This window comes from Rhodophyticola sp. CCM32, assembly GCF_004751985.1.
Classification (GTDB): Bacteria; Pseudomonadota; Alphaproteobacteria; order Rhodobacterales; family Rhodobacteraceae; genus Rhodophyticola.
In genome coordinates this window covers 1,104,184-1,116,176 of sequence record NZ_CP038492.1, presented here as the reverse complement: position 1 = coordinate 1,116,176, position 11,993 = coordinate 1,104,184, and the positions used below count along the sequence as shown (strand labels likewise).

The 11,993-nt window shown below is 64.0% G+C and carries 13 protein-coding genes and 1 pseudogene; 4 read left to right on the top strand and 10 right to left on the bottom strand.

The genetic code is table 11. The features are described 5' to 3' along the window. Nucleotides 1–6: 6 nt before the first annotated feature. The 8 genes and pseudogenes from E2K80_RS05480 to E2K80_RS05445 all read right to left on the bottom strand — a co-directional run bounded on the left by E2K80_RS05480 (nucleotide 7) and on the right by E2K80_RS05445 (nucleotide 7,612). Nucleotides 7–477: a GNAT family N-acetyltransferase gene (locus tag E2K80_RS05480; RefSeq protein WP_135373494.1), complete on the bottom strand. Its 471-nt coding sequence runs from the start codon at nucleotides 475–477 to the stop codon at nucleotides 7–9. A 90-nt stretch (nucleotides 478–567) separates the two neighbouring features. Then, nucleotides 568–1,176 (bottom strand): superoxide dismutase, encoded by a 609-nt coding sequence (locus E2K80_RS05475; protein WP_135373492.1) that lies wholly within the window; start codon nucleotides 1,174–1,176, stop codon nucleotides 568–570. Between the two features lie 373 nt (nucleotides 1,177–1,549). Further along, a complete protein-coding gene (locus tag E2K80_RS05470; protein WP_135373490.1) occupies nucleotides 1,550–2,116 on the bottom strand; it encodes a sarcosine oxidase subunit gamma in 567 nt (188 codons plus the stop codon). Next, nucleotides 2,109–5,053 (bottom strand): annotated as a pseudogene (locus E2K80_RS05465) (sarcosine oxidase subunit alpha family protein). The gene E2K80_RS05470 and the pseudogene E2K80_RS05465 overlap by 8 nt, the downstream one beginning before the upstream one ends. Further along, a complete protein-coding gene (locus E2K80_RS05460; protein WP_135373488.1) occupies nucleotides 5,050–5,370 on the bottom strand; it encodes a sarcosine oxidase subunit delta in 321 nt (106 codons plus the stop codon). The pseudogene E2K80_RS05465 and the gene E2K80_RS05460 overlap by 4 nt, the downstream one beginning before the upstream one ends. Before the next feature lie 112 nt (nucleotides 5,371–5,482). Further along, complete coding sequence (locus tag E2K80_RS05455; protein ID WP_135373486.1) at nucleotides 5,483–5,824, bottom strand: TfoX/Sxy family protein; 342 nt, start codon at nucleotides 5,822–5,824, stop codon at nucleotides 5,483–5,485. 107 nt (nucleotides 5,825–5,931) lie between these two features. Continuing rightward, on the bottom strand, nucleotides 5,932–6,171 hold the full coding sequence (locus E2K80_RS05450) for a hypothetical protein (RefSeq protein WP_135373484.1): 240 nt from the start codon (nucleotides 6,169–6,171) through the stop codon (nucleotides 5,932–5,934). Between the two features lie 196 nt (nucleotides 6,172–6,367). Further along, nucleotides 6,368–7,612: a sarcosine oxidase subunit beta family protein gene (locus tag E2K80_RS05445; protein WP_135373482.1), complete on the bottom strand. Its 1,245-nt coding sequence runs from the start codon at nucleotides 7,610–7,612 to the stop codon at nucleotides 6,368–6,370. 196 nt (nucleotides 7,613–7,808) lie between these two features. Between E2K80_RS05445 and ccmI the strand changes: the two genes are divergently transcribed. From ccmI to E2K80_RS05430, 4 genes are read left to right on the top strand one after another with little or no spacing between them, the layout of a single operon-like run. Further along, complete coding sequence (gene ccmI, locus E2K80_RS19755; protein WP_274379251.1) at nucleotides 7,809–8,588, top strand: c-type cytochrome biogenesis protein CcmI; 780 nt, start codon at nucleotides 7,809–7,811, stop codon at nucleotides 8,586–8,588. Further along, nucleotides 8,546–9,043: a hypothetical protein gene (locus E2K80_RS19470; RefSeq protein ID WP_238475767.1), complete on the top strand. Its 498-nt coding sequence runs from the start codon at nucleotides 8,546–8,548 to the stop codon at nucleotides 9,041–9,043. The genes ccmI and E2K80_RS19470 overlap by 43 nt, the downstream gene beginning before the upstream one ends. Then, the gene (ruvX, locus tag E2K80_RS05435) at nucleotides 9,040–9,525 is read left to right on the top strand and encodes a Holliday junction resolvase RuvX (RefSeq protein ID WP_135373480.1); all 486 of its coding nucleotides are present in this window, start codon (nucleotides 9,040–9,042) and stop codon (nucleotides 9,523–9,525) included. Before E2K80_RS19470 ends, ruvX begins: the two co-directional genes overlap by 4 nt. After that, complete coding sequence (locus E2K80_RS05430) at nucleotides 9,522–9,752, top strand: DUF1289 domain-containing protein (RefSeq protein WP_135373478.1); 231 nt, start codon at nucleotides 9,522–9,524, stop codon at nucleotides 9,750–9,752. Before ruvX ends, E2K80_RS05430 begins: the two co-directional genes overlap by 4 nt. Nucleotides 9,753–9,854: 102 nt before the next feature. On the opposite strand, the gene E2K80_RS05425 is transcribed toward E2K80_RS05430, so the two are convergent. Beyond that, the gene (locus E2K80_RS05425; protein WP_135373476.1) at nucleotides 9,855–10,679 is read right to left on the bottom strand and encodes a sulfite exporter TauE/SafE family protein; all 825 of its coding nucleotides are present in this window, start codon (nucleotides 10,677–10,679) and stop codon (nucleotides 9,855–9,857) included. 77 nt (nucleotides 10,680–10,756) lie between these two features. Beyond that, the gene (gene dusA, locus E2K80_RS05420) at nucleotides 10,757–11,755 is read right to left on the bottom strand and encodes a tRNA dihydrouridine(20/20a) synthase DusA (protein ID WP_135373475.1); all 999 of its coding nucleotides are present in this window, start codon (nucleotides 11,753–11,755) and stop codon (nucleotides 10,757–10,759) included. Between the last annotated feature and the right edge of the window lie 238 nt (nucleotides 11,756–11,993).

Genomic DNA, 11,993 nt, shown 5'->3' with positions numbered 1-11,993 from the left:
CCCGGCCTATCGGACCGGGTGGCGGTCTGCAATCCTGCGCTTCTGAAAGCCGATCTTGGACCCGGAATAGCCTGCACTCCGGTAAAGGGCATGGGCCGTGCTGTTGTGATCGCCGCTGACAATCATGATCCGGTAGCAGCCTGCATCCCAGGCCCGCCGTTCAGCCTCTGACAGAAGCCGGGTGCCATGGCCCTGCCCCCGGAAATCCGCATGGGTCACGACATTTTCGATAAACGCATATGGGGCGCCGCCACGGGTCATGTTGGGCACGATGATCAGCGTCACAGTGGCAATCAGATCGCCCGCCAGATCAGCAACCAGAACCGCGCTGCCGGGATAGGCAGCCAGGGCGGTCAGACGATCCTCGGCCACGTCCGGTGATGCAGGCCTCTCTCCCGGGATCAGATGTTGATAGAGTATCTGAAGCGCGGGCAGATCAGCGGCTTTTGCCGGGCGAAGTTCGGGCATGTCGGTCATGGGATGCAGCGAAGCGCACTTGCCCGGATGAGGCAATGCAAAAGGCCCGCCCCATACGCCGGGCGAGCCCTGAAAGATCCGGCCCTGCGTTCAGGCCGCAGCCAGCCGTTCCGCCACGTTTTCCCAGTTCACCAGATTGTCGAGGAAGTTGGTCAGGTACGCGGGCCGTTTGTTGCGGAAGTCGATATAGTAGGAATGTTCCCACACATCGCAGCCCAGAAGCGCTGTCTGCCCGAAGCAAAGCGGGTTCACGCCATTTTCGGTCTTGGTAACCTTCAGGCTGCCATCGGTATCGACCACCAGCCAGGCCCAGCCAGAGCCGAACTGCCCCGCCCCTGCGGCGGAAAACTGCGATTTGAATTCATCGACCGATCCGAACGCATCGGTGATCCGCGTCTCAAGCTCTTCGGGCATGGTCGAAGCGCCGGGGCCCATCATCTCCCAGAACTGATTATGGTTCCACAACTGGCTGATATTGTTGAAGATACCATTCTGTGCCACCGCGCCCGCATCATAGGTGCCGGTGATGATCTCTTCCATCGGTTTGTCGGCCCATTCGGTGCCTGCGATCAGCTTGTTGCCATTGTCCACATAGGCCTTGTGGTGCAGGTCATGGTGATATTCCAGGGTTTCCTGCGACATGCCGTTCGCGGCCAGTGCATCATGGGCGTAGGGAAGGTCGGGAAGTTCGAATGTCATTGGTCAGACCCCTCTTGGTTCTTCTGCATGCGATTGACTGACAGATGGAGGCTCCCCGGCCCAAAGGTCAACCCCGGGGCTGTGCAGAGTGATCGGAAAACACGTGTTTTCCGCACGAAAATCCCGGGAATTCCGGTCTTTCGTCATAGCACCCTGCCTTGAACCTGCATCACCTATACCCTGCCACGCTTCGCGTTCTTTGAGCGTCGGACCAGAATTCTGCAACGCATATGCATTACGCGGAGGGCAGCGCCTGAGCCGAGGGGAGGGCGAGAAGCGCCCGCGCGCCCCGTGGGGTCGGCTCAGGCGCTGCCCGGCGGTGCCGCCGGGCGAAATGGTGGTGAGGGCTGGCTCAGATTTTCAGGACGGCGCTTTAGAAATACCCGACCCTGCCGCCGTCTTTGGCGCTCAAGGCAAGCAGATCGAACACATAGCGCGCCACCGAGCGGAAGCAGATGACGCGGAAACTGTGCTCCTCCGGCATCCAGAAGGCGGCGGCGGCCTGCGCCAGCCGGGTGCGCCGCATCTCTCCGGGCCGGAAACTGTCGGGGTGCAGATCGACCGGGGCCAGTTTCGCCAGAACCTCCCGCGCGCCGGGGCCGTCCAGCGCAAAAACCGCGCGGGCGTCCGAGACATTGACCGCCAGATGAGGCTGATCCTTCAGCGCCTCGCCCAGATCGGTCACCAGCGCATCGGCCGTGTCATGGGCACAGAGGATCAGAAGCTCATCGGGGGCCATCCAGGCGACAGACTGCATGTCAGAGCTGACAATCCCGCGTGGCTCCGGCAGCGCCAGACCTGTTGCCGCCCTGACCGCGCGGGCCACCGCAGAGGCATCCATATCCGCCTTGAGCGTCACCATCCCCTGCAGCCCGATTTCCCGCAGATGTGCGGCGCGGCTGATTGCCTCTGCCCCCGGCAGGGCGCTGTGGTCAGACATTCTGCTTCTCCCCCTCCGGGTCATAGAAGACCGGGCTGACGATGCGGGCCTCGACCATGTCACCGGTGACAGTGATGAACTCCAGCACCTCCCCCATCCGGTCCGGCCCGTTCAGAACCAGCCCCATGGCGATGCCCCGGTTCAGGGTCGGGGAATGGTAGGTGGAGGTCACGCGGCCCTGCGTGTTCCGCTGCCCGTTTGCGGTGTTGCCCGGCGCCACCGCATAGCTGCCATCGGCCAGAACCGTGCCGTTCAGCGTTTGCAGCCCCACCAGTTTCCACCTTGCGCCATCGGTCATATGGGGCCGCGCCTGCGCCCGTTTGCCCAGATAATCCGCTTTCTTCGTTGAGATCGCCCAGTCCAGCCCCAGATCCTGGGGGATCACCGTGCCATCGGTTTCATCGCCGATCATGATGAACCCCTTTTCGGCGCGCATCACATGCAACGCCTCGGTGCCATAGGCGGTGGCGTCAAATTCGGCGCCTGCCTCATGCAGCGTCTCCCAGAAATCCAGACCCTGTGAGGCGGGCACCGCCAGCTCGAAACTCAATTCACCGGAGAAGGAGATGCGGAAGACGCGGGCGTCGAAATCTCCGATCCGGCCCTCGGCCCAGCCCATGAACGGCAGGACCCCGGCGCCAAGATCCATTGTGCCGCCCAGTTTTTCCAGAACCGCGCGCGCTTTCGGGCCGACAACGGCAATCTGAGCCCAGTGTTCGGTGACATTGACGGTATAGACCTGCCAGTCCCACCATTCGCATTGCAGCCAATCCTCCATATGCCCATGGATATGATCCGCCCCGCCGGTGGTGGTGTGGACCAGAAATGTGCTGTCATCCAGACGCGCCACCACCCCGTCATCCATCAAAAACCCGTTTTCATTGCACATCAGGCCATAGCGGCAGCGCCCGGGTTTCAGGTTGCTCATCATATTGGTGTACAGCATATCCATGAACCGCCCCGCATCCGGGCCTTTCACCAGAATCTTGCCAAGTGTGGAGGCATCCAGCAGGCCCAGGCTGCTGCGGGTCGCGGTGATCTCGCGCGCCACGGCCCCGGCCCGGGTTTCCGCACCCCGGGGGAAGCAATAGGGCCGATGCCACTGGCCCACCGGTTCGAACACCGCCCCATGGGCCGCGTGCCAGTCATGAAGCACTGTGCGCCGCAGGGGCTGAAACAGATCGGCGCGCGCCTCACCTGCGATCGCACCCATGGAGATCGGTGTGTAGGGCGGGCGGAAGGTGGTGGTGCCCACCTGCGGGATCGGCGCGTTCAGCGCATCAGAAAGCACCGCCAGACCGTTGATATTGCTGAGCTTCCCCTGATCCGTCGCCATCCCCAATGTGGTGTAGCGTTTGGTGTGTTCCACGCTTTCATAGCCTTCGCGCGCGGCAAGCTGCACGTCGGAGACCTTCACATCATTCTGGAAATCCAGCCACATCTTCGCGCGTTTCCCGATATCCCCCCCTGCGGCATCATCCAGACGGGCATCAGCGGGTTTTCGGTCTCCACCTCGGCTCCGGGCACGATCTGCGACAGGTGGAAATCCCCATTCGCGGCCCCGGTGGCCGAGACAAACCCCGCCCCTTCATCGCCGGTAGGGGGGCGGTCAGGATCAGGGCGGAAACAGGCCAGCCCCTCATCCCAGATCAGCTTGCCGCCGCAATGGGACCACAGATGCACCACCGGGGACCAGCCGCCGGACATGGCCACCGCGTCGCAGGCGATCTCTTCGGTCGCTGCCCCCTCGCCCGCCTGCTGGCAGAGGGCAACACCGGTCACATATTTTCCGCCTTTGACCTGCGCGATGCCGGTGCCGGTCAGAACCCGGATCCCCAAAGCGCGGGCCCGATCCGGCAGATCGCCCTCCGCCCCGGGGCGGGCATCGACGATGCACGGCACCGAAAGGCCCGCCTGATGCAGGGCCAGCGCCGTGCGATAGGCATCGTCATTATTGGTGACAACCACCGTGCGATCGCCGGCGGAAACCGCGTGATTGACCAGATAATCCCGCATCGCCGAGGCCAGCATGACGCCGGGAATATCATTGCCCGCAAAGCTGAGCGGGCGTTCAATGGCGCCTGTGGCGGTGATCACATGGCCTGCCCGGATGCGCCAGAGCCGGTGGCGGGGGGCACCTGTTTCCGGGGTGTGATCGGCCACACGCTCATAGGCCAGAACATAGCCATGATCATACACGCCCGCCCCCATCATCCGGGTGCGAACCGTGATATTTGGCATAGTTTCAATGGATTGTAATGCGTCTCTCACCCAATCTTCCGGCGTCTTCCCTTCGATCATGCCGCCATCGACAGGGGCGCGGCCGCCCCAATCGGCAGTTTGCTCGATCAGCAGCACGCGTTTGCCTTCCGCCCCGGCGCTGCGCGCGGCTTGCAGCCCCGCAACCCCGCCACCGATGATCAGCAGATCCACAAACCCATAGAAATGTTCATAGCGATCCGCATCGCGATCTTTCGGGGCCGCACCCAGACCGGCGGACTGGCGGATGATCGGCTCGAACAGGTGTTTCCAGAACGGGCGCGGATGGATGAAGGTCTTGTAATAGAACCCCGCAGGCAGCAGGCGGGCGGCAAGCTGATTAAGCGCGCCGATATCGAAATCGAGGCTGGGCCAGTGGTTCTGGCTTTGCGCCTGCAACCCGTCAAACAGCTCGGTCGTTGTCGCCCGCTGATTGGGCTCGAACCGTCCGCCCTGCCCCAGATTGACCAGGGCATTCGGTTCCTCGGGGCCGGAGGCAAGAATGCCGCGCGGGCGGTGGTATTTGAAGCTGCGCCCCACAAGGCTTTGGCCATTGGCCAGAAGCGCGGAGGCCAGCGTATCGCCGGAAAAGCCGTGTAACCGTTTGCGGTTGAATGAGAATTCAATCTGCACCGACCGGTCGATGAGGCGGCCGCCACGGGCAAGGCGGGTGCTCATGACGGGGTCCATCCCGGCTGTCTGGCCTTGATCCTGTCAAGGATCTCAGCGGGCGGTTCCGTGCTTTGGGCGGGATAGGTGCCGAACACCTCCAATGTGGCCGTGTCGCGGGCGGCGAGGAACCATTTGCCGCAGCCATAGGCATGGCGCCAGCGTTCGAAATGCACGCTTTTGAGATTGGCGCGGTGGAACAGATAGGCCTCGAAATCCGCGTCGTCCGACCCGGGACCGACGCGTTTCAGATGCGCCTCCCCGCCCGGGGCAAGCTCTGTCTCATCGGCGCGGAGGCCGCAATAGGGGCAGGTCAGGATCAGCATGCGCGCGTCCCGGAATTGAGCCGGAACCCGGGATTGGTGGCAGGCGGAACACGGGGGCGCTGCCCCCCGGCTTGCAGCCGTCCCCCGAAATATTTGAAAGATGAAGAAGCGATCATGATCTGGGCGCCTTCGGCGGCAGGGTTGTGACAAAATCAAGCGCCATCCGGGTGAGGGCCAGACGGGTGGTCTCATCGGCGAAGGCGTCGTTTGACAGGCGGGCAAAACCGCCCATTTTGCGGCCCCCCATTTCCATCTGGGTGGTGCCGGGCAAGGTAAGCGCCCTGGCCAGCGCGCCCTTGCCCGTGCGGTAGAGCGCGCCTTTCGGCCCGACCCCGCCGATCATATTGCCATGATGCAGGTAGCACAGGCCACCGAACATCTTTTGCTCGGTCAGGCCTTCGAGATCGCCGAGATCCTGGCGCATCTGTTTGGCCATATCAGGGTTATGGGGCATGTCGAACCTCCTGATTCAAAGGGGGGATTGTCGCGGCGAGGCAGAACAGGAAAAGGGCAGACGCCGGGTGGCGCCTGCCCTTTGAGGGAGGGGTTTCGTGGGCTGTGTTATTCCACGATTGCGGGTGCCGCCGGGGCGCCTGGTGTGACATCGGGCGCGGGTGCGATTGCGGGCGCCGTGCCCGGGTCAGCCGGGGCTGTGCTGTTTCCGTCACCGCCCAAGAAGAACATGGCGACGAGAATAACACCGACAATCCCCAGAACGAACAGGAGCGCACCAAGGGTGCTGCCCGAACTGTCCTGCGGCGCGTAGTCGAACGTATTGTTTCTGTGATCAAAGTCAGACATGAGGGCTCCTCCATTGCTGCGGGGTTCAGCATGGCGAAGGTCGGGGCAGGCTCAATCGGTGCGGTGGAAAACGGGCAATCTCGGCCAAAAAGGGCCGGTTCGGTCCTAATGCACCGGCCAGAACGTGCCGGACCCCCCTGCGTCCGCATGGCGCGCGCCTGAACCGGCACAAAAGCGCGCAAATCGCAGGGGCCGGTCAATGCGCCACCCCCGCTGCCACGCTTTCATCTATGAACCGTCCTTCGCGGAACCGGTCCAGCCCGAAGGCCGCGGTCAGGGGGGACTGGCCCCTGGCGATCAGTTCGGCAAAGCCCCAGCCCGATCCGGGGATAGCCTTGAACCCGCCCGTGCCCCAGCCACAATTGATGAAACAGCCGCCCAGAGGCGTGGGGGAGATGATCGGTGAGCGATCGCCGGTGATATCCACGATCCCGCCCCATTGGCGCAGCATTTTCAGGCGCGAGAGCATCGGGAAGGTTTCAATCAGGGCGCGCACGGTTTCCTCGATATGATGGAACGAGCCGCGCTGCGTGTAATTGTTGAACCCGTCCGTGCCGCCGCCGATCACCATCTCACCCTTGTCGGACTGGCTGAGATAGCCATGCACGGTGTTGGCCATCACCACCACATCCATGCAGGGTTTGACGGGTTCGGACACCAGCGCCTGAAGGGCGACGGATTCAATCGGCAGGCGAAAGCCCGCCATCCCGGCAAGGGTGCTGGAATGGCCTGCGACCACAATGCCAAGCCTGCCGCAGGCGATGGCGCCCTTGCTGGTTTCAACGCCCGTCACCTGCCCGGCTTTCGAACGGATGCCGGTCACCTCGCATTGCTGGATGATATCCATGCCCATGTCGGAACAGGCCCGGGCATAGCCCCAGGCCACCGCATCATGGCGCGCGGTGCCGCCCCGGGGCTGCCAGAGCGCCCCCAGAACCGGATAGCGCGGGCCGTCGATGGCGATGATCGGGCATAATTCCTTCACCCGGGCCGGGCCGATGAATTCCGTGGCCACCCCCTGCAGCGCATTGGCATGGGCGGTGCGCTGATAGCCGCGGATTTCAGGTTCGGTCTGGGCCAGCATCATCACCCCGCGCGGGCTGAACATGACATTGTAGTTCAGCTCCTGGGACAGGGTTTCATAAAGCGCGCGGGATTTCTCGAAAATCGCGGCAGACGGGTCCTGCAGGTAGTTCGAGCGGATGATGGTGGTGTTGCGGCCCGTATTGCCACCGCCAAGCCAGCCTTTCTCGATCACCGCCACATTGGTGATGCCGTGGTTTTTGCCAAGGTAATAGGCCGTGGCCAGCCCGTGCCCCCCTGCCCCGATGATCACCACATCATAGCGCTGTTTCGGCGCGGGCGCGCGCCAGGCACGGTCCCAGCCCAGATGGTGGCGCGCGGCCTCTCGGGCGATGGCAAAGGCGGAATAGCGGCGCATGGTTCAACTTCCCTCAGGGCTGGCTTTGGTGTGCGGGAACCGGCGGGATCAGAGGATACCCGGCGCGGCATTTCAAGGGCGGATTGCGACAGGCTGGCAGGTTTGGCGGCCATGGCTGCGGCGGAATGTGTCTTTTGTGTCGGCCCGGCCCGGCATAGATGGGGGGGAACGGCATGACAGACGGGCGAAAGATCAGATGGGATTTTGGATTGTCGCAGGCGCGGGTTCGGTGCTGGTGGCCCTGGCGATCTGGGCGGGGTTTTTCCGACCGCGCGGCGGGGACAGACCGGCAGCGGCCTATGACCTTCAGGTCTATCGCGACCAGCTGAAAGAGCTGGAGCGCGATGTCGCGCGCGGTGTGCTGTCGGAAGCGGATGCGACCCGGGCAAAGGCCGAGGTGGCGCGCCGGGTTCTGGAGGCTGATCGCGCGCTTCAGGCCGCCGGGGGCGCGGGGTCGGCCGGGCGGCGCAGCGATGCGGGGCTTCTTGGCGCGGGTCTGGTGGCGATGGTGGCCGGTGCGATAGCGCTTTATTGGCAGATCGGCGCGCCGGGCTATCCCGATCTGCCGCTGGAGACACGGGTAACCCTGGTGGAGGAGGCCCGCGCGGACCGGCCCGGTCAGGCGGAGGTGGAGCGCAGCCTGCCGCCCCGCCCGCCGATTGCCACAGACCCGGAGCGCGCGGCACTGGTGGCCGAATTGCGCCAGACGATGGAGACGCGGCCCGAGGATATTCAGGGGCTGACGCTTCTGGCCCGGAACGAGGCGGCATTGGGCAATTTCCGCGCCGCAAGGCTGGCCCAGGGACGGCTGGTCACCCTGCTGGGGGATCAGGCCCGCCCGGAGCAGCTTGTGGATCTGGCCGAGATGATGGTGCTGGCGGCGGGCGGCTATGTCTCCCCGAGGCGGAGGCGACCCTGCTCAGCGCGCTTGAGATGGACCCGGGCAACGGGCCTGCCCGCTATTACGCAGGGCTGATGTATGCGCAGCAGGGGCGGCCCGATCTGGCCTATCCGATCTGGCGCAACCTGCTGGCCGACAGCGCGCCGGGCGCGCCCTGGCTGGAGGCGATCCGGTTGCAGATTGAAGAGGTGGCCTATCTTGCGGGCGATCCCGTGACCCTGGAGGATTTGCCGCAACCCCGGACCCTGCGCGGACCGACACCCGAGCAGATGTTGCAGGCCGGGGAGATGGCGCCCGAGGATCGGCAGGCGATGATCGCCGATATGGTCAACGGGTTGAGCGCACGGCTGGCAGATCAGGGCGGGGCACCAGAGGAATGGGCGCAACTGATCGCCGCCCTGATCGTGCTGGACCGCAGCGGCGAAGCGCTTGCCATTTATGACAATGCGGCCCAGGTCTTTGGGGATGATACCGCCGCACGCGCGCTGATGGATGCGGCGATCGCACCAATTCAGGAGCAGGCGGAATGATCTGCGAGGATATTCAGAGTTTTGCCACTGCCCTGTCGCCGGGCCGCGCGCTGATCGGGCTGGATTTCGGCACCAAGACCATTGGCGTGGCGGTCAGTGACCGGTTGCTGAGCGTGGCCACCCCGCTGGAAACCGTGAAACGGGTGAAATTCACCGCAGATGCGGCGCGGCTGTTCGACCTGATCACCGCGCGTGAGATCGGCGGGCTGGTTCTGGGCCTGCCGCGCAACATGGATGGCTCGGAAGGGCCGCGCGCGCAATCGACCCGGGCTTTCGCCCGCAATCTGGAGCGGATAGAGGGGTTCAGGGGCCTGCCCCTGACCTTCTGGGATGAACGTCTGAGCACGGTTGCGGCGGAACGCGCCCTGTTGGAGGCCGACACAACCCGAAAACGTCGCGCGGAGATCATTGATCATGTGGCCGCAGGGTATATCTTGCAGGGGGCGCTGGACCGCCTGCGCCATATTCGGGACCAATCATGAGTGACGAGATCTGGAAACGCGACGAGATCGAAAGCCCGTGTGTGAATATCTGCGTCATCCACCCGGAGACGCGGCTTTGCACCGGCTGCAACCGATCCATCGACGAGATCGCCCAGTGGTCGAAGATGAGCGATGAGGCCCGCGCGGGGATCATGGCAGAATTGCCCACACGCGCGCCGATCCTGAAAAAGCGCCGGGGCGGACGCGCGGCCCGGCTGACGAAGTAAGCGGCAGCCGTGCCGGTCAATGGGGCTCTGCCCCGCTGCCTGCGGCAGCCCCCCGAAGTATTTTTGAGATAGAGAAAGGCGGCGCGGTTCAGCGGGCGCGGTTCAATAGCCCAGGGCTTTCCGCAGCATGTTCAGGGCCATCACCATGATGAACACCGCAAAGACCCGTTTCAGCGGTTTCGGGTCCATCGCATGGGCCAGTTTCACCCCCCAGGGCGCGGTGATCAGTGTCATCGCCACAACCACGGCAAAAGCCACCAGATTGACCGAACCGATGCTGAAAGGCGGCGCGCCGGCGGGATTTCCGCCGATGAAGAGAAAGCCCAGAACCGATGGCGCGGCGATGATCACCCCGAACCCCGCAGCGGTGGCCACGGCGCGGTGGATCGGGGTGCCGTAAAGGCTCATCAGCGGCACACCGAAACTGCCGCCGCCGATGCCCATCAGCACCGACAGAAAGCCAAGCACGGGCGCGGTTGCGGCCCGGGCCATGCCTTTCGGCATCCCGTCACCCAGGCGCCATTCGGGGCGGCCAAACCCGAAATAAAGCCCGACAATCACACCCAGCACCCCGAAAATCCCCATCAGGACCTCGCTGCGCAGCCCGGTGGCCGCGATCACGCCCAAGGCAGCGCCGATGGCGATCCCCGGCCCCCATGAGCGCAGGATATCCCAATCGACCGCGCCTTTTTTGTGATGTGACAGAAGTGACCGCACCGAGGTCACGATGATCGTCGCCAGCGAGGTTGCCAGGCAGATCTGCATCAGATCCGGTGTGTCATACCCCAGATAGGAAAACGCAAAGAAGAAGGCCGGCACCAGAATGATGCCGCCGCCCACCCCCAGAAGCCCCGCCACGACACCGGCAAAGGCGCCGATCGCCAGGATCAGCGCCAGCATCGCCATCAGATCGCTTATCTCGGGCATACCTGTGTCTTCCCTTGCCTGACCCTGCCCGGATACAAGGGCGCGCACGGCTTGCCAAGCATCATATCCGGCGGGTCTCAGGCTGCGTGGGCCATGACCTCGGACAAGGCGGCCTCAACCACCTCCGGCCCCGCCCCGGGCCTGTGTGCAGCCTCGGAAATCACCTGCCTCCAGCCCCGTGCGCCGGGGCGGCCGGCAAACAGCCCCAGCATGTGCCGCGTCACCTGACCCAGCTTGCCGCCGCTGGCCAGATGCCGCTCGATATAGGGCAGCATCAGATGCACCACCTGTTCCGCGCAGCGCCCGGAGGGAGGCTCACCGAAAATCACCTGATCCGCCGCCAGCAGGATCGCAGCCGGATCATGATAGGCCGCCCTTCCCACCATCACCCCATCCATGCCCGCGGCCAGATGGTTCTGCACCTCGTCCAGCGAGGTCACGCCACCATTGAGCGACAGATGCAGATGCGCGAAGACCTGTTTCATCTCATGGACCAGCGGATAATCCAGCGGCGGCACATCCCGGTTCTGTTTCGGGCTCAACCCCTGCAGCCAGGCCTTGCGCGCGTGGATCGCAAAGCGGTCGATACCGGCCCCGGACACGGTTTCAAGGAACCGGGGCAAAACCTCCCGCGGCTCCTGCTCATCCACCCCGATCCGGCATTTCACGGTCACCTCCACCGGGCTGGCCGCGATCATCGCGGCGGCACAGTCGGCAACCAGATCGGGCTGCTCCATCAGCACCGCGCCGAAACAGCCCGACTGCACCCGGTCCGACGGGCAGCCGATATTGAGATTGATCTCATCATAGCCGTAATCCGCCGCGATCCGGGTCGCCCGGGCCAGCTCATGGGGATCGGACCCGCCCAGTTGCAACGCCACCGGATGTTCCGCCGGATCGAACGCCAATAACCGGTCCCGGTCCCCATGCAGGATGGCCGGAGCCGTCACCATTTCGGTGTAGAGCAATACCCGCCGCGACATCAGCCGGTGCAGATAACGGCAATGGCGGTCTGTCCAATCCATCATGGGCGCAGAAGCCATGCGCGCGGCCGCTGTGGCTGCGTTCAGGATCATATATCTTTCTCCTCGAAACCGATCTCAATGGGAACCGGTTCATTTTGCATACGATACGCGCATGACAGCGACCGCACCACCCCGGCCCGCGCAAAGACAGGCCTGCGGCGGTGATTGCGCGAGGTCCGCGCCTAGCCATGTTCTTCGATTGGATCTAAACGGCTTGAGAAGCTGGGTAATGTTCATCTCTAGCAGTTCTGAAGTTCGGAGACTTATGCAAGACGCAACGAACAGTTGG

Coding starts and splice junctions, on each gene's coding strand:
- E2K80_RS05480 (WP_135373494.1), bottom strand. CDS start 477: ATGACCGACATGCCCGAACTTCGCCCGGCAAAAGCCGCTGATCTGCCC.
- E2K80_RS05475 (WP_135373492.1), bottom strand. CDS start 1,176: ATGACATTCGAACTTCCCGACCTTCCCTACGCCCATGATGCACTGGCC.
- E2K80_RS05470 (WP_135373490.1), bottom strand. CDS start 2,116: ATGTCTGACCACAGCGCCCTGCCGGGGGCAGAGGCAATCAGCCGCGCC.
- E2K80_RS05460 (WP_135373488.1), bottom strand. CDS start 5,370: ATGCTGATCCTGACCTGCCCCTATTGCGGCCTCCGCGCCGATGAGACA.
- E2K80_RS05455 (WP_135373486.1), bottom strand. CDS start 5,824: ATGCCCCATAACCCTGATATGGCCAAACAGATGCGCCAGGATCTCGGC.
- E2K80_RS05450 (WP_135373484.1), bottom strand. CDS start 6,171: ATGTCTGACTTTGATCACAGAAACAATACGTTCGACTACGCGCCGCAG.
- E2K80_RS05445 (WP_135373482.1), bottom strand. CDS start 7,612: ATGCGCCGCTATTCCGCCTTTGCCATCGCCCGAGAGGCCGCGCGCCAC.
- ccmI (WP_274379251.1), top strand. CDS start 7,809: ATGGGATTTTGGATTGTCGCAGGCGCGGGTTCGGTGCTGGTGGCCCTG.
- E2K80_RS19470 (WP_238475767.1), top strand. CDS start 8,546: ATGGACCCGGGCAACGGGCCTGCCCGCTATTACGCAGGGCTGATGTAT.
- ruvX (WP_135373480.1), top strand. CDS start 9,040: ATGATCTGCGAGGATATTCAGAGTTTTGCCACTGCCCTGTCGCCGGGC.
- E2K80_RS05430 (WP_135373478.1), top strand. CDS start 9,522: ATGAGTGACGAGATCTGGAAACGCGACGAGATCGAAAGCCCGTGTGTG.
- E2K80_RS05425 (WP_135373476.1), bottom strand. CDS start 10,679: ATGCCCGAGATAAGCGATCTGATGGCGATGCTGGCGCTGATCCTGGCG.
- dusA (WP_135373475.1), bottom strand. CDS start 11,755: ATGATCCTGAACGCAGCCACAGCGGCCGCGCGCATGGCTTCTGCGCCC.